Below are 17,026 nucleotides of genomic sequence, written 5' to 3'. Positions count from 1 at the left end.
GCAGTCTTTCCGGGTTGGCCAGTCAATGGAGGAGCGGTGCAAGCAGTCGAACCCGTGCGCACAGCACGCATCCGTTTTAATCCGATCGATCCGGCTTTCCATGCGGATCCTTATCCTACGTATGCGCAGATGCGGCGCGATGCACCTCATCTGCGCGCGCTTGGCACGCTCGTGTTGACGCGCTACGCGGATGTCGTCGCCGCGCTGAAGACGCGCGACTTGAGCGTTGCATTGATTCCGGAAACGATCGAGCGTGCGGCACGCAGGCTCGACGTCGGCGACATCAGCGAGATCAGTCGCTTCATCCGACAATCGATCGTGTTCACCGACAATCCGGCGCATCTCAAGCTGCGCCGGCTCGTGAACGCCGCGTACAGCCCGGCGATGCTGACGGCAGTCGAACGGACGGTCGACGTGCAGGTGAGCGCGCTGCTCGACGCAATCGATGCTCGCGGCGGCACGGCCGACTTCATCGCGGACTTTGCCAGACCCCTGCCGGTCAACGTTCTATGTGCCTGGATGCGTGTGCCGGAGGCGCGCCGTGCATGGATCGCCGAGCACATCCACATGGTCCGCCATCTGCTCGATCCAGGATTGATCAACCGTGATCGGCTGGTGCGCACGCGCACGTCGCTGCGCACGTTGACCTCGTTCTTTGTCGACCATCTGCGCACCATTGGCGATGACGACGGCGTGATCGGCGCATTGACGATCGCGCGCGACGATGGCGACCGACTCGACGAGATCGACATCGCGTTCGCGTGCATCATGACGTTCGTTGCGGGTACGGAAACGACGGAGTCGCTGGTCGGCAATCTGTTCGACACGCTGCTCGCGCATCCGGACGCGCTTGCCGCGTTGCGCGACGACCGTTCGCTGATCGATGCGGCCGTCGACGAGTCGATTCGTTTCGAAACGCCGCTGCAGATGACGAAGCGGATCGCCCGCGCGCCGCAGTCGATCAACGGCATCGATGTGCGTGCGGACGAACAGATCCTGCTGTGCCTGGGCGCCGCGAATCGCGATCCGGAGGCGTTCGACGCGCCGGACACGTTCCGGCCTGATCGTCGCGGCCCGCCGCACGTCGGCTTCGGTTACGGGATGCACGCGTGTCTCGGCGCGGCACTTGCGCGGATGCAGGCTGCGCGCAGCGTCGCATATTCGCTGGAACGCTACGCGCACTGGCGCCGCACGTCGCCGGACGTGCGCTGGCAGACACACAGTGTGATTTTGCGCGGGCGGGGGGCGTTGCCGATCCAATTCGCAAAGGATGGGGTGGCGTAATGAAGCCGCATCGCTGGATCGTGCCGCCCGCCCGGCCGCGCGAACGCGCCTTGTTGCGGCTCGTCTGCTTTCACCACGCGGGCAGCAGTGCGGCTTGCTTCGCGGCTTGGCATGCCGGACTGCCGGATTGGATCGACGTATACGCGGCGCAACTGCCGCGCGCGTATCGATTCGACGAAGCCGCGGGTCATGCGGCACACGATACGACGCCACGTGCGTTGCTCGACACTTGGATCGACGCGTTGCTCGAAGCGCTCGTGTCGAACGTCGCCGGTTCGGCGCCTTTTGCGTTTTATGGCCACAGCCTCGGCGCGCTCGTCGCCTACGAACTCGTTTGCGCGCTGCGTCGCGCCGGCGAACCGTTGCCGGTCGCGCTCGCGGTGTCGGGCCGCCGCGCGCCGCATTGTGAACTGGCTGGCGCGCCGCTCGCGCTGCTCGACGATACGTCGCTCGTCGCCGTGCTCGAACGAATGGGCGGCGTTGCGCACGGGCTGTTGCATAACGACAATTGGCGAACGACGTTCCTGCCGACGCTGCGCGACGACCTGCGCGTCAGCGACCTGTACGCACCGCGCGACGAGCGGCCGCTCGATGTGCCGCTGCTTGGGTTTCGCGGCCAGGACGATCCGATTCTGACGCGCGACGAATTCGACGCGTGGCGCGCAGCGACAATCGGTGTCGTGCGGATGCGCGAACTTTCCGGCGCGCACTTCTTCGACGCAGCCGGTACGGCCGCATTGCAACGCCATATCGCGGTCGATCTCGAATCGCTTTTGACGGGTACGAAGGAGCGTCCATGAAAAACGACGACGTGATTCACGCCGATTTGGCGTACTGCCCGGTCGGCGGGCCGTCCGACGACGGGCCGCGAACCTTTGCACGGCTGTTGACGCATTGGGCCGCCATCGGCGGCAACGCTGTCGCGTGCGTGATGCTCGACAACGAGGGTGTGGAGGTCGGTGCGCTCACCTATGCGGAACTCGATCGCGCCGCGACGGTGCTCGCGGCCGAGCTTGCCGCGCGTGCCGAGCCCGGCGCGCGAGCGTTGCTGATGTTTCCCACCGGTCTCGCGTTTGTCGTCGCGTTCGCCGCGTGCCATTACGCGTCGCTTGTCCCGGTACCGGTCGTGCCGGTGCGCGGCCGGCGAATGCGCGACGCGTCGATCGCGATCGCGATCGACTGTGCGCCGGCGCTCGTGCTGACCGTGCCCGATTACGTGGATGCCGTGCGCGACCAGTTCGCGTCGCTGCCCGGACTCGCACGTGCGGCAATCGTGCCGGTCGACGCCGGTGTATCGGCGCACGCCCCGATGGGGCCGGCGCGCGGCATCGACCTACCGGCGCCGCTCGCCTTGCTGCAATACACGTCGGGATCGACGTCGATTCCGAAGGGAGTCGCGGTGTCGCAGGCGAACTTGTTCGCGAATCTCGAAATGCAGCGTCGCGTGTTCGGCAATCCGCCGGGTGCGACATACGTCGGCTGGGCGCCCTTGTATCACGATATGGGATTGATCTGCAATCTGCTGGAACCGCTATATGTTGGAGGCCGAGCGGTCCTGATGTCGGCAGGCGCGTTTGCGCAGTCCCCATGGCTGTGGCTGCGCGCGATAGACCGCTATCGCGCACGCGTTTCCGGCGGCCCGAATTTCGCGTACGACCTGTGCGTCGCGCGCGCGGAGCGTATCCTGCGCGAGCCGCTCGACCTGTCGCACTGGACAATCGCGTACAACAGCGCGGAGCCGGTGCGCGCCGACACGATCCGCCGCTTCTCCGACACGTTCGCGCCGGCCGGCTTCCGCGCTCACGCATTGCGTCCGTGCTACGGGATGGCCGAGGCAACGCTGCTCATCAGCGCGTCTCGCGTCGCGCGAGTGCCGACGATCGAGTCCGTCGACAAGAACGCGCTCGCGTTGGGCGATGCGCGACCGGCGCAACTGCCCGACGCCGTGCGCCTGTCGATCGGCTGCGGCGGCGCACTCGACGCGGAGCGAATCGCGATCGTCGACCCTGCGACCTGCGACGAGTTGCCGGAGGGCCGCATCGGCGAGATTTGGGTGCAGGGTCCGCACGTGCCGGACGGCTATTGGAACCGTCCCGAGCAGTCGCGCGAGACATTTCACGCGCACATCGCCGGCGACGCGTCCTTGCGTCGCTATCTGCGTACGCGCGACCTCGGTTATATGCGCGACGGCGAGCTGTTCTTCGTCGGCAGGTTGAAGGACGTCCTGATCGTCCGCGGCCGCAACGTGTATCCGCAAGACATCGAGCGGATCGCGGAGTGCGCATATCCGGGGATGAAGCCAAACTCGTCCGCTGCGTTCGCGCTCGACGAGGACACCGGCACACCGCGCTACGTGCTCGTGCAGGAGGTCGAGCGCGGGGTGCGGCGCACGCTGGACCACGATTTGGCCGCGCGTGCGATACGCCGCGCAGTGCTCGACGAATTCGACATGACGCTCAACGAGATAAGGTTCGTCGAGCCCGGTTCGATTCCGAAAACGTCGAGCGGCAAGATACGTCGCGGCGAGACGCGCGACCGTTACGGTCGCGACATGCTTGCGGCGATCGACCGGCCGCTGCGTGTCGCTCAATCGTTCAAAGAGGAGGATCGGGATGTCGTTGGCTGAAGTGGGAGGCGGTACCGGGCTCACGCGCGATGCACTCGAGGCGGTAGTCGCGCGGACGCCGTTTGCGGGCTGGATCGACGCGCTAATCGAAGCGTTCGAGCCGGGGCGCGTTGCGCTGTCGGTGCCGTGGAAGGCCGAATTGACGATGCACCACGGGTTCGCGCATGGAGCGGTGATCGGCTTCCTCGCAGACAGCGCCTGCGCGTGGGCGGCCGCGTCGCTTGTCGGCGACGTTGTGACGCTCGAATACAAACTGAACCTGATCGCACCCGCCGTGGGCGACTCGCTGTACGCCGTCGGCGAGGTACTGCGCACGAGCGGCCGCCATGCGGTGTGCCGCGCGGACGTATTCGCGCGACGCCGGGACCGGAGCGATCTGGTCGCAACTGCGCTCGCGACGATAGCGCGTTTCAAGTGAGGGGGCGTGATGCTTCAACTGCTGTACACCATGTTTCCGGTGTTCGCGATGATCGCGGCTGGCTATGCTGCCGAGCGGTTCGGCTGGCTGCAGGTCGCGCATTCCGAATCGCTGAACCGCTTTGTCTACTACGTGTCGTTCCCGGTGCTTCTATTCGGTGTGCTCGCGCACACGCCGACTACCGAAATCGCCGACACGCCGTTTCTCGTGGCATGGACCGCGTCGATGCTGGCCGGGTACGCGCTCGCGTGCGCGATAAGCACATGGCGGCACGGCGACGGACTCGCCGCGATGGGCGTGCGATCGATGAACGCGACATGCGGCAACACCGCGATGATGGGCATTCCGGTGGCGCTCGCCGCATTCGGGCCGCGCGGCCAACTGCTGGCGGTGCTCGCGACGACCGTGCTCGTGATCGTCAATGTGAGCCTGACCGTCTTGCTGCTCGAAGCAGGGCGTCACACGAACGGGGCGCGTCGCGTGGCCGTCGCGAAGATCGTGGCGGCGCTCGTTCGCAATCCGCTGGTGATTGGTGTCGTGGCCGGGATTGCGTACGGGCTCGCGTTTGGTGCGCCGCCCGCGCCGCTCGCGCGTCTCACGGACCTGCTCGGCGCGGCTGCGATACCGTGTTCGCTCGTCTCGACCGGACTGTTCTTCGCGGGCCAACGCAATCGGAATGGTGCGCGCTTTTCGGCCGCGCCCACCTTCACGTTGTTCAAGTTGATCGTGCAGCCCGGGATCGCGTACGCAATCTCGTGCGCGTTCGGCCTCGACCGCTGGACGACGGCGGTCGTCGTGCTGTTGTCCGCGATGCCGCCGGCGTCCACCTCTTTCGTGATTGCGCAACGCTACGGGATTCTCGTCGAGGAGACGTCGTCGATGACGATCGTATCGACCGCAGTGTCGGTGCTCACGTTGTCCTTGCTGCTTGCGTGGGCGAAACCCTGAGGAGGGCATGATGATCGAATTCGACGAGCAACCAGCAGACGACGGCGGCAGTGTGCCGCTCGTATGGCGGATTGTTGCGGGCGGCGCCGCCGCGCCGGAACAGATCAGCGCATGGCTTGCGCACGAGCGCGTGCGCGTAGACGCGGCGGTGTTGCGGCACGGCGCGGTACTGATCCGTGGTTTCGAAAGGCTCGCGAACGCGGCAGCGTTCGAGGCAGTCTCCGGCGCGCTCGGCAATGGGACGATGCCGTACATCGGCGGCACGTCGCCGCGTCGCGCGGTGCGCGGCAACATCATGACCGCGACCGAGGTGCCGCGCGATTACTCGATTCCGCTGCATCAGGAAATGTCGTACACGGAGCACTTTCCACCGCGCATCGCGTTCCTGTGCGTGACGCCCGCCGCGACCGGCGGCGAGACGACGGTTGCCGACATGCGTGACGTGACGAGGCGGATCGATCCGGCAGTGCGTGCGCGCATTGCGGAAAGGGGATTGCAACTGCGCCGCAACCTGCCGTTGCCCGAGTACGTCAACGACCGGCCGGGCGTGCCGAAGGCATGGACCGAGGTGTTCGCGACCGACGATCGTCGGCTCGCGGAGCGCGCCGCGACCGAGCGCGGCTGGCGCACCGAATGGCTCGCGGACGGCTCGCTGCAGCTGTGGCAGGAGGTCTTGCCCGCGATGCGCCGGCATCCGCTGACGCACGATCTCGTGTGGTTCAACCAGGTGCACATCTTCTCGCCGCACGCCGCACTGCGCTGGGCGCGCCGTGACGGCCGCCATGCGCTCGCCGGGCGGCTCGAGCGCGCGCTCGTGGAACATCCGGAACGGCTCGACGACGTTTGTCATGGCGATGGCACGCCGCTCGATCGTGACGACGTACTGCATGTCGCCGACGTTTTAGACGCTGCCGCGCGGCCCGTACGCTGGCAGCGCGGCGACCTGCTGCTGCTCGACAACGTACTCGGCGGGCACGGCCGCCGGCAGTTCGAAGGCGAGCGGCTGATCCTCACAGCGTTGATCGGCACGCAAGCCGCCGGGCAACGTCACGCGGCGTGATGCCGTATCGAAGCGGAGAAGAATCATGGATCGAATCGACGACAACGGCTGGCAGGTCGACGCGTGGCTCGCGGACGACTGGGCGGCCGTCGACCCCGAATACCCGCGTTTGCTTGCGTTGCTGAACAAGCGCCGGGCAGGGCAGAGCTGGCACAAGCACGCAACGTTCCGCGACCACCTGGTCGGGGTGTACCGTATGTTGAAGCTGTGGCGGCAGGATCGCGAGACGTGTCTGTGCGGGCTCTTCCATAGCGTCTATTCGAACGAGTACGTCGATCTTGCGCTGTTCGACCCGCACGAGGGACGCGACGTGCTCGCGAACGAAATCGGTGCCGACGTCGAACGGACGATTCATCGTTTCTGCACGATTCCGCGTACCGCATTCGTGCTCGCGCTGCTCGATGAGCGAACCGACTGCCGCGAAGGCATCACACTCGACCGCAACGGCGAGACATTCGAGCTGAGTCCGCGCGAGGTCGCGCTGTTCCTCGTCGTCACGCTCGCCGATCTCGTCGAGCAGTGGTACAGCTGGCAGGAAGACACGATGGCGAGCTATCCGCACACCGGTCGGCTGGACGCCCAGCCGAACTGGGCCGTCACGCTGTGGCCGGGGCCGTTTCGGCCCGGCTCGTCCGCGCTGTCGCTCGCGTCGCGGCTGGCGCGCCATCTGCGCGGGCTAGCCGAACCCGTGCCGCCGATCTTCGCGCAGTGCACCGCGCGCCTCGATTCAGCCGACGAAGCGGCCGCCGCCGCGCTTTACTGGCAAGTCGCGACGCTCCAGATGCCGCTCGTTGACCGCGAGCACGCGCGCGGCATGCTCGCACGCGCGGTTGAAATGAACCCGTGGGTGGGTGAACCGCATCTCATGCTTGCACAGATCGATCTGGTGTCCGGGCGGTTCGAAGACGCGGAGCAACACGCAGGACGGGGGCTCGCGCTGCTGCGCGATTGGGGCATTCAATGGGACAAGCGCGTGTCGTGGGAGGGATGGGTGGTGTGGGCATCGATGCTCGCACAACGCGCGCGACTGCGTGAATGGCCGGGCACGCTGCGCGATTTCAACAACCTTGGACTGGTGACGCGCGATGCATGACGCCGATCATCTTGCAGGTACGTGCGACATGCGTGGCAGCTTGCGCATTGCCGGCGTGCGGATGCGCACGGTCAGCGTGCCGCTCGAAAAGCCCGTGCGCACGGCGGCAGGTCTCGTATCGACCGCTGCGCTCGTGATCGTCGATATGGATACCGACCACGGCGCGAGCGGCACGACGTACGCATTCACCGACACGCCGGTCGCGCTCGGCGCGATACGCAGGCTGCTCGACGATCTTGCGGGGATGCTCACCGGGCTGCCGGTCGCGCCGGCCGCGCTCTACGCGACGCTGCGCCAGCGCCTCAAGTTGCTCGGCACCCCGGGGCTCGTCGGGATCGTGCTCGCGACGCTGGACATGGCCGCATGGGATGCGCTTGCGCGCACGCTCGGCGTGCCGCTTGCGACGCTTCTCGGCGGTGGGCCGGGGCCGGTGGCAGCGTATGCGAGCTACGGAATGGCCGGCGTCGAACAGGCGGAGCGAGACGGGGCCGAAGCGATGGAGCGCGGCTATCGCGCGCTCAAGATCAAGATTGGCTATCCGACGCTCGCCGAGGATCTCGCCGCGATTCGCGCAGTACGGCGCGTCGTCGGTGACGAGGTGCGCGTCATGGTCGACTACAACCAGTATCTGTCCGTCGCGGACGCGCTCGTGCGTTGCGCGGCACTCGACGACGAACGGATCGAGTGGATCGAGGAGCCGACTGCGTACGACGACTATGCGGGCAACGCGCGGATCGCCGCCGCGATCCGCACCCCGGTGCAACTTGGCGAGAATCTTTGGGGGCCCCGCGAGGTCGGCAAGGCGCTCGCGCACGGCGCGAGCGACCTGATGATGCTCGATCTGATGAAGGCGGGCGGCGTGACGGGCTGGCTGCGCGGCGCGGCACTGTGCGATGCAGCTGGTGTGCGCGTGTCGAGTCACGTGTTTCCGGAAGTGAGCGCACAGTTGTTGCGCGTCACGCCGGGAGCGCACTACCTCGAATCACTGGGCATCGCGACACCGCTGCTCGCGCGGCCGCTGCGCGTCGTCGACGGGATGGCGATCGTCGATGACACGCCCGGCAGCGGAATCGTCTGGAACGACGACGCGGTTGCGCGGCATTTGGTCGATTAGAACCAGGGAGATCACCGCGCCGCCCCGAATCGCATTGGCCCGGCCAAGAAAAAAGGCGATTGCCGTCAAGCAATCGCCTGAAACCATCTGCTGGTACTCAAGGCCACCCAGCGAAGACGGGACACGGCCATGCAGCCGCGCCTAAGGCACTCGGGGCCGGGCAGGTGCCCGAGCCGGAAAGCGACGGACCATCTCGGCGATCATTCGCCTGAACCCCGTCGGAACCCTGGCGAGCGAGCCGTCATCTCGCGCCGCGTTCGTGCTGCCGGGTGATCAGGAACGCGTCGCGGCTGCGGCCCGCGATCCACAGCGGCGGCCTGCCTCGACCGCTCCACGTCGCGCCGGTTTCCGGGTTGCGGTACTTCGGGGCGACCGAACCACGGCGTTTCCCGCGACCGCCGCTCGGCTTGGCCCGGCCAAAGATGTCCTCCGCGGAAATACCGTACTGGCAGACGGTCTGCCGTATCGCCTTGATCGCATCCGCGGCTTCCTTTTGCCGTGCAATCTCGGCCGCTTCCGACACCGACTTCAATCTGGCCTGGAGCTCTCGATAGGTTTCAGAATTCAGTTCGCTCATTTTTTACTCACCTATATAAATTTCCATCCCGGATCATCGAATTCGACGAGATGTTCCGCTTGACTGATCGGCTCAATCCTTGCGCGGGGACCAACATGCGGTTGCGATGAAGCTGAGGGCCGCGGTTCCCATCACGTAAAAGGCCGGAGCAAGATTATTCTGCGTTGCTGCAATCGCCCACGTGAGAATGGCCGCGGAAAATCCCCCGAACGTAATGACGGCAAGGTTGTACGAAATCGAAATGCCCGTGGAGACGATTTGCCGCGGAAACGTATCGCTCAACGCGGCGAGGATCGGCCCTTCATAACACGCAATAACCAGTCCGAATACGATCTGGAACAGCAGCAGCGAATGCAGCCCGGGGCTCGCATTCAAGAGCTTGAACAGCGGGTGCGCGGCAATGATGGCCATGACGAGCGCTCCCATGAGAAAGCGACGCCGTCCGTATCGATCGGAGAGGTGACCAAAAATCGGCGTGACGAACAGAACGATCGACGCCCCGACGAGAACGGCGATAAATCCCGTCGATGCCGGCAAGTGCAGCACCTTGGTTGCATACGTGGGGATATAGAAGAGCAGCACATACGAGCAGACGGTCCAGAAGATCACCAGGCCGAACCCGATCAACGTCTTGCTCTTCCAGCGACGCGCAATCTCGATCACCGGCGTACGCTCCCGAACGCGCGTCACGTCCTCCGTGGAATCATGCGCCTGGTTGCGGATGTAGATGCCGAGCGGCCCCAGGCACAAGCCGATCAGGAACGGTATGCGCCACCCCCACGACTCGACCTGATCCACGCTCAGATACTTGACGAGCACGACCGCCAGAACCGATGCGAGAATGATCGCGAATCCGATGCTCGCCTGAATCCAGCTCGTGTAATAGCCCAGCCGCTCGGCAGGAACGTGGTCTCTCAGGAATCCGGTGGCGCCGCCCATTTCGCCGCCGGCGGAAAAACCTTGCAGCAGGCGTGCACACACGATCATCAACGGCGCAAAGATTCCGGCGTCCTTGTAGGTCGGTGCAAAGGCAATCAATGCCGTGCCGATGGTCATCAACGTTATCGTGATGACCAGCGTTGCACGACGCCCGATCTTGTCCGCCATGCCCCCGAGGATGATGCCGCCCACCGGCCGCATGAAGAATCCGACGCCGATCGTGGAAACGGACAGCAACAGGGAAAGGTTGTCATCCGAAGTGGGAAAGAATAGTTTCGCAATAATGACGGAAAAGAAGCCATAAGAAATAAAATCGAACCACTCGAATCCATTTCCGATGATGACGGCGACGACGGCCTTTGTTCTTTCCTGCGCGGTGGAGTCTTGCCTGCTCCCGTGCAAGCCAACGGTGGTTTCCATATTCTTGTGACCTCGGATATTGATGTTGTGGCGCCATTGGCATGAATCAGCGGCGCAGCCAATGGTACGGGTTTTTCCTGACTATTTACTCTGAAATTTTTTCTGGCAAGGCCGAGTTTCTGGAATGCCTGGTTATCGCCTCCTCGGCATTCGCTTCAGCAACCACTCCCGGAATCGCGCCACGGCTGCCGTATCGCGCCGATCGTCGGGCCAAACCAGCTGGTACGCGCCGCCGAAGCTCGCGCTTGCATCCGACGCGAGCACCAGATCATTGCTTTCAACCAGCGGCGTGATCATGTGGTTCCATCCAAGGATGACGCCGTGGCCTCGCTGCGCAAGCTGCAGCAATACGGGATAGCTGTTGGCGGTGATCGTGCGCAACGGCTTGTACGTGATCTCGCTGTCGCATAGATGAAACCAGTCGCGCCAGCTCATCCATTGACGCTGCTGTTCCTCCGCGACCAGCAATGTCGAGCTCATCAACTCGAACGGCAACACGCGCCGGCGGCCCAGATAATCCGGTGCGCAATACGCGTGCACCTCTTCCTCGATGATGCGAATGCCGCTCATGCCGGGGGGCGGCGCATCGCGAATGTAATAAACGCCGATGTCGAATTCGGCGGGATTCAGATTGAAAACACCCTCCCGAACCAGGATCCGGATCGCCACGCTCGGATACTCGCGGCTGAATTCGGCAATCATGGAAGTCAGGAACATGCCGGCCGTGCCGGATGCGCAGGCAATCGTGATGCTGTGGGGCGTCGGCTCTTTCATGACGAGCGCCGTGGCTTCCGAGCAGGAAACCAGCATGTCGTGAATCCGGTCGGCATAGGTTTGCCCGGCACGCGTCAGATGAAGCGCCTTTGCGTCTCGCACGAACAACTGCATGCCGAGAAAGCTTTCCAGCTTGACGACCTGCTTGCTGACCGCACCTTGCGTCACGTTCAGTTCCTCGGCTGCGCGCGTGAAATTGCCATGCCGGGCGGCGGCATCAAAGAAGACCAGGCATTGCAGGGGCGGAATCGGGTGAATTCTCATGCGCGTTCCATATGACGTGGCTAGACCGACGTGCGATCGCAAGCGTAAGCAGGCACTTGACGGCACATCGTTCAGCAGTCGAAAAAATGGTCGTTCAAACGAAGCTTTCTTCGGAGCAGCTTCCTGTCACCGTCAACCGATAACAGGTCAACGCTGTCCGGAACCCGGTATGTCGCGATGAATGAAACAGCCGAGTGATGTGTTTCTTGACGGTGTGCGGCACGCTATCGGAATGGGCCCGAATAATCAAGAACCGCCGGCGCGGATCTCCTGAATACCCACTCTACGTCGTCATTCCCGTAAATCCGGTGCATGATTCGCCCGGATGCATCAAAGTGCATAAAATAGGAATGTTTTATTTTAATATTCAATATTATTGAATTATTGAGAAACTGTAAGGTAACGACGTGCGATGTCTTTGTTGCACGGGTTTATTCGCTGAATATGCGCTGTGTTTATTGCTTTCCGGGCGCAGCGTTTATCAATCACCGGCACGATTGACCCGTTCGACGGGCCTGTTGTCGGGAAAATGAAAGCCGTCGTCGCCGGTCGACCTGCCGGCGCGCTGCGTCCGTGGCCGCCGCGGCCCTCAACTCTTGGCCGAACCTGTCGTTAACCCGGGATGGCCACCTCTGGGTCTGTGCGACCCAAAGCGTGGGCCAGGTTGACACAGGATCGTCAAATGCGCCATCGAGGCCAGTGTGCCGTGTTCTCCGCCGCGACGCGCCGAGCGATCGGTCACAATTCCTGTTTGCGCGGTCATTGGATTTGGTCTGAGCATGTATCCGAGCACCTACGATGTTCCCGTTGCGCGCCTCGTCGCGCGTTCGATACTTTCCTGCACGCGAGCCACGCCGGTGCGAGAGGTCGCCCGACGCATCTTCGCCGAGCGTTGCAGTTCGATCGTCGTGATGGAGGACGGCAAGGCCGTCGGCATCTGGACCGAGCAGGACGCGCTGGCGGCCGGGGACAGCCCGCAGGCGCTCGACCGTCCGGTCGGCGAAGTGATGAGCAGCCCGGTGCTGACGCTGGAGGCCGATACGCCGCTCGGCGAAGCGGCGGTGAAGTTCAAGCAGTCGGGCGTCCGTCATTTCGTGGTCGTCAGGGACGGCGTTGCGATCGGCGTGTTGACCCAGACCGACGTCGTGGTGAACCAGGGGGCCGAGTTCTTCCTGCGCCTGAAGCCGATCGAGTCGATCCGTGTCCATTCGCCCGTCATGGTGCCCGAGCATGTCGCGCTGCATGATGTCGTCGCGCGGATGCGCGCGGAGAAGCTCGATGCCGTCCTGGTTGCCTACGACGATGGCGAGCATGGCATCGTGACCGAGCGCGACGTCGTCCGGCTGATTGCGGGCGGCGGCTTGCAGGGGGCCGTCGGCGAGCATGCGAGCAGGCCGCTGCAGATGCTGGCCACGAATCAGAGCCTGTATGCGGCCCACCGCTACATGATGCAGCAGAACATGCGCCATGTCGGCATTCACGACGACGACGGCGCGCTCACCGGGCTGCTCAGTTTTGCGGACGTCCTGCAGGGCATCGAGCACGAATACGTCAACGAGCTTCGCAGCGCATTGCGCGAGCGCGACGAAGCGCTCGGCCTCGCCCGCTTCAACCTGCGCATGGCGGACCGGGTCTTCGAGTCGGCGCTCGAAGGCATCATGGTGACCGACCGGCACGCCAGGATCGAGCGCGTGAACCAGGCGTTCACGCGCCTGACCGGGTACACGGAGGACGAAGTGGTCGGGCGTGATCCGAGCCTGCTGAGTTCCGGCCGCCAGACGCCGGATTTCTACCGGAAGCTCTGGCATTCGCTCACGACCGACGGCCACTGGCAAGGCGAAATCTGGAACCGCCGGAAAAACGGCGAGCTGTTCCTCGAATACCTGACGATCACCTGCATTCGCGACAACGACGGCAAGATCTCGCACTATGCGGCGATCTTCTCCGACATCACCCAGCGGCGTCAGGCGGAGGAGCGGCTGGGCTACCTCGCCACGCACGACGTGCTCACCGGCCTCGCGAACCGGACGCTGTTCGAGGAGCGGCTGGCGCACGCGATCATTCAGGCGAAGCGGCGCAGCCGCAAGGTCGCGGTGATGTACGTCGATCTCGATCGCTTCAAGCTCGTCAACGATACGCTCGGCCACAACGCCGGCGACGAAGTGCTGAAGGTGGTGGCCGGCCGGATCGTCGCGGGCGTGCGCGCGAGCGACACGGTGGCGCGCATGGGCGGCGACGAATTCGCGCTCGTCCTCGAGGAATTCGACGATGTCCGCGACGTCGGGCGGATTGCGCGCAAGCTGCTGGATGAAGTGGGGCAGGCGATCGACATCGGCGGCCGCGAGATCTTCGTGACGCCGAGCATCGGCATCAGCATCTATCCCGACGACGGCACCGACGCGGAGCAGTTGATGCAGCTCGCGGATCAGGCGATGTACGGCGCGAAGAGCCGGGGCAGGAACGTCTTCCAGTTCTTCGAGAGCAAGATGACGTCGTCGGCGATGGAGCAGCTCGAAACGCTCGGCGAACTGCACCGCGCGCTCGAGCAGAACGAATTCCGCCTTTTTTACCAACCGCAATACGACCTGTCGAGCGGCAGGATCGTCGGCGTCGAGGCGCTGCTGCGCTGGCTGCATCCGCACAAGGGGCTCGTGCCGCCGGGCGAGTTCATCGGGCTCGCGGAACGATCCGCGCTGATCGTGCCGATCGGCAGGTGGGTGCTGCGCGAAGCATGCCGGCAGGCGCGCAGGTGGCTCGACGAAGGCTTCGAATTCGGCCGCATCGCGGTGAACGTGTCGGCGCGGCAGTGCTTCGCCGACAGCTTCCTCACCGACCTGACGACCATACTCAGCGAGACTGCGTTGCCGCCGGAATACCTGCAGCTCGAATTGCTCGAAAGCATGGCGATGAACACGCGCGAGGAAATCGGGATTCTGCTGCGGGAGCTGGCGACCCGGGGGATCAGCCTCGCGATCGACGATTTCGGCACCGGCTATTCGTCGCTCGTGTATCTGAAGGACCTGCCGGTCGATACGCTGAAGATCGACCGGTCGTTTCTCGCCGACTGCGGCTCGGACAGTCCGGACGACGCGATCGTGCGCGCGATCGTCGCGATGGGGCGCGCGCTCGGCCTCGACGTCGTCATGGAGGGCGTGGAGACGGAGAAGCAGCTGGCGTTCCTGCAGGAGATCGGCTGCCACCAGGTGCAAGGGTTCCTGCTGGCACGGCCGCAGCCGGCCGAACAGCTGGTCGGGATCTCGCAGGGGCGCGGCGACGGCCGCGCGGCGGCCGGAGACGATTGCGGGGCGGCACTGCTGGCCGGGTGAGCGCGCGGGTGTCGGGATGGCAGGCAATGCGCGGTCGGCTCCGGCGCGTTTTTGCCGGTGCTGCTACGATACCCACCACACCGTACGCGCCGCTGCCGCGAACGTCATCGTCTCCCCCAACCGCAAGGACTCGCGCATGACCTCGCCCCTCTACGACATCCCCGTGAACGCCATCGACGGCACGCCGACCACGTTGCGCCCGTTCGAAGGCAAAGTGCTGCTGGTGGTCAACGTCGCGTCGAAATGCGGGCTGACGCAGCAATACGAAGGCCTCGAAGCCCTCTACGAAGACAAGCGCGCACGCGGCCTCGAAGTGCTCGCGTTCCCCGCGAACAACTTCAAGGGCCAGGAGCCGGGCACCAATGACGAAATCCAGGCCTTCTGCAGCGCGACGTTCGGCGTGAAGTTTCCGCTGTTCGCGAAGATCTCGGTCGTGGGCGACGATCAGCATCCGCTCTATCGCACGCTCACGCAGGCGCAGCCGCAGGCCACGGGCGACGGCCCGTTCCGCGAGCGCCTGAAGGGGTACGGGATCGAGCCGAATCCGGCGCCCGACGTGCTGTGGAACTTCGAGAAGTTCCTGGTGAGCCGCGACGGCAAGGTGGTCGCACGCTTCGCGCCGAACGTCGGCGCGGACGATCCCGCGCTCGTCGCCGCGATCGACGCCGAATTGGCGAACGCGCAGTAAGCGCGTCCCCGCATGCGCCGCACCCGCCCGGCGCATGCGTTCACCTCACCGCGTCAGGGCTTCGACGTGAGCCGCCCGATCATCGCGTTGACGGCCACCATTTGCGCGCCGGCCTTCACCGCGTAGTCCTTGCCCGTATAGCCGAACCAGTCCCAGCAGCCGTTCGGGTTGTTCGGCACCTTGGACGCATCGACCTGCGGATACAGGACCACGATGTTGTTGGTGTCGGCCCAGCGGTTGTAGCTGGTCTTCTGATAGAAGTCGTCGCCGACGACGCTCGCCGATTGCTTGCAGCCGTGGAACGCCACATGAACCCGGCACGCGGTGCCCTGCGTGCATGCCTGCGGCACGTACGCATACGCCTGCTCGGCCATTCCGGTCGCGGTGCCGGCGAACTCGCGCTGGTTGAACGCGATGATCTTGCCGGCGGGCTGGTCGGCCGGCGGATTCAGCGGGCCGTAGATGAACGACAGCAACTTGCCCGGCTGGTCGTAGCTCTGCTTGTTGACCGTGCAATGGTTGATGTAGGGCGTCGCCGTGATCGGGCAGTTGTTGCCGAAATCCGGCGTGATCAGCGCATGACCGGCCGGGATCGTCTTCTCGTAGGTGAGATTGTCGGCCGGCACGCCGGCGTCCTTGAAGAACGACACGGTCGTGTCGACGGCCCGCTGGTGCACCACCGTATCCTTGGTGCCGCTGAACACGTAGATGCGGTCGTTCTGCAGGCCGGCGAGCGGATCGATCTCGCCGCGCGCGGCGAAGTCCTTGGCGGCGCGCAGCAACTGCGCGGGATTGGGCAGGACCGGGAGCATCCCCATGCATTTGCCGGTGTTCGCCAGCTTGCCGGTTGCGCAGTAGTACGGGCCGCCGGCGACGATCCCCGAGCCGACCACGGAGTCGGAGTAGGCGACCTGGTACTGCACGGCCATGAACGCGCCGGACGACAGCCCGGAGACGGACGTATGGGCGGGATCGGCGCCCAGCGCGGGCAGCGGATCGACGGCAAAGGCGGCACGGGAACACAACGCGGTGCCGAGTACGGCAGCCGCCAGGGTGCGGTGGAATTTCACGGCAAACCTCCTGTTTCGTCGAGGGTTCGAATGCGCGAAGCGTTCATGGGCGAGGCAGTCGAATACCTGACTGCCGCGTTCGTCACGACACAAGCAGATACGATTGCGTGAATCTTGAAGCGGGGCATCGAAGCGCCGGAGGCGGAAAGCGGGCAGCCCCCCGCGGGGGAAAACTGTGCATGAAAAACGATTGTTGAGGCACCTGCTTTTTCTGACAGGTGCGGCGATCGTTCGCATTCGGTGCGGCGGTCCACGAGGAATCGAGGCGGGGCCACGTTCTCGAGCTTCGGGCCGACGGTCGCGGGCAACTAAAGACGATGCAGCTTTCTGCCGATATCGTCGAGAGGCCGGCACACGGCGCAGCCGGACGAAGCACGCTGAGGCATGCATGTGACGTTCCAGGGAAACAACGGGGAGGCCACAGG

Annotated in this window: 14 protein-coding genes; 10 read left to right on the top strand and 4 right to left on the bottom strand. The window is 64.7% G+C overall.

The window, feature by feature from the left end; genetic code table 11:
• Window positions 1-129 precede the first annotated feature (129 nt).
• From HWX31_RS10710 to HWX31_RS10675, 8 genes are read left to right on the top strand one after another with little or no spacing between them, the layout of a single operon-like run.
• Window positions 130-1,284 carry a cytochrome P450 gene (locus HWX31_RS10710; RefSeq protein ID WP_059657195.1) on the top strand — a complete coding sequence of 385 codons (1,155 nt, stop codon included), beginning with the start codon at window positions 130-132 and terminating at the stop codon, window positions 1,282-1,284.
• The gene (locus HWX31_RS10705) at window positions 1,284-2,084 is read left to right on the top strand and encodes a thioesterase II family protein (protein ID WP_059657197.1); all 801 of its coding nucleotides are present in this window, start codon (window positions 1,284-1,286) and stop codon (window positions 2,082-2,084) included. The genes HWX31_RS10710 and HWX31_RS10705 overlap by 1 nt, the downstream gene beginning before the upstream one ends.
• The gene (locus HWX31_RS10700) at window positions 2,081-3,910 is read left to right on the top strand and encodes a fatty acyl-AMP ligase (RefSeq protein WP_174961493.1); all 1,830 of its coding nucleotides are present in this window, start codon (window positions 2,081-2,083) and stop codon (window positions 3,908-3,910) included. The genes HWX31_RS10705 and HWX31_RS10700 overlap by 4 nt, the downstream gene beginning before the upstream one ends.
• Complete coding sequence (locus HWX31_RS10695) at window positions 3,897-4,328, top strand: PaaI family thioesterase (RefSeq protein ID WP_059609968.1); 432 nt, start codon at window positions 3,897-3,899, stop codon at window positions 4,326-4,328. Before HWX31_RS10700 ends, HWX31_RS10695 begins: the two co-directional genes overlap by 14 nt.
• A 9-nt stretch (window positions 4,329-4,337) precedes the next feature.
• Complete coding sequence (locus HWX31_RS10690; RefSeq protein ID WP_059657201.1) at window positions 4,338-5,276, top strand: AEC family transporter; 939 nt, start codon at window positions 4,338-4,340, stop codon at window positions 5,274-5,276.
• Between the two features lie 10 nt (window positions 5,277-5,286).
• Entirely contained in the window at window positions 5,287-6,336 is a 1,050-nt protein-coding gene (locus HWX31_RS10685) for a TauD/TfdA family dioxygenase (protein WP_157378006.1), read from the top strand.
• Between the two features lie 25 nt (window positions 6,337-6,361).
• The gene (locus HWX31_RS10680) at window positions 6,362-7,429 is read left to right on the top strand and encodes a DUF6817 domain-containing protein (RefSeq protein WP_059714187.1); all 1,068 of its coding nucleotides are present in this window, start codon (window positions 6,362-6,364) and stop codon (window positions 7,427-7,429) included.
• Between the two features lie 28 nt (window positions 7,430-7,457).
• On the top strand, window positions 7,458-8,543 hold the full coding sequence (locus HWX31_RS10675) for an enolase C-terminal domain-like protein (RefSeq protein ID WP_059714247.1): 1,086 nt from the start codon (window positions 7,458-7,460) through the stop codon (window positions 8,541-8,543).
• Between the two features lie 241 nt (window positions 8,544-8,784).
• Here the strand turns inward: HWX31_RS10675 and HWX31_RS10670 are convergent, their stop codons facing one another.
• The 3 genes from HWX31_RS10670 to HWX31_RS10660 form a co-directional block, all read right to left on the bottom strand.
• Entirely contained in the window at window positions 8,785-9,120 is a 336-nt protein-coding gene (locus HWX31_RS10670) for an H-NS histone family protein (protein ID WP_059750209.1), read from the bottom strand.
• Window positions 9,121-9,192: 72 nt separating this feature from the next.
• Window positions 9,193-10,479 (bottom strand): MFS transporter, encoded by a 1,287-nt coding sequence (locus tag HWX31_RS10665; RefSeq protein WP_174961491.1) that lies wholly within the window; start codon window positions 10,477-10,479, stop codon window positions 9,193-9,195.
• Between the two features lie 132 nt (window positions 10,480-10,611).
• Window positions 10,612-11,517 (bottom strand): LysR substrate-binding domain-containing protein, encoded by a 906-nt coding sequence (locus HWX31_RS10660; RefSeq protein ID WP_174961489.1) that lies wholly within the window; start codon window positions 11,515-11,517, stop codon window positions 10,612-10,614.
• A 779-nt stretch (window positions 11,518-12,296) separates the two neighbouring features.
• Here HWX31_RS10660 and HWX31_RS10655 point away from each other — a divergent pair.
• Both HWX31_RS10655 and HWX31_RS10650 read left to right on the top strand, forming a co-directional pair.
• On the top strand, window positions 12,297-14,843 hold the full coding sequence (locus HWX31_RS10655; RefSeq protein WP_174961487.1) for an EAL domain-containing protein: 2,547 nt from the start codon (window positions 12,297-12,299) through the stop codon (window positions 14,841-14,843).
• A 136-nt stretch (window positions 14,844-14,979) separates the two neighbouring features.
• On the top strand, window positions 14,980-15,531 hold the full coding sequence (locus tag HWX31_RS10650) for a glutathione peroxidase (RefSeq protein WP_174961485.1): 552 nt from the start codon (window positions 14,980-14,982) through the stop codon (window positions 15,529-15,531).
• Between the two features lie 53 nt (window positions 15,532-15,584).
• On the opposite strand, the gene HWX31_RS10645 is transcribed toward HWX31_RS10650, so the two are convergent.
• A complete protein-coding gene (locus tag HWX31_RS10645) occupies window positions 15,585-16,601 on the bottom strand; it encodes an extracellular catalytic domain type 2 short-chain-length polyhydroxyalkanoate depolymerase (protein ID WP_174961483.1) in 1,017 nt (338 codons plus the stop codon).
• Between the last annotated feature and the right edge of the window lie 425 nt (window positions 16,602-17,026).

Source organism: Burkholderia ubonensis (assembly GCF_902833085.1).
Lineage (GTDB): Bacteria > Pseudomonadota > Gammaproteobacteria > Burkholderiales > Burkholderiaceae > Burkholderia > Burkholderia ubonensis.
Note: the sequence above shows the minus strand (reverse complement) of the source record. Positions and strands in the feature narration are given on the sequence as shown.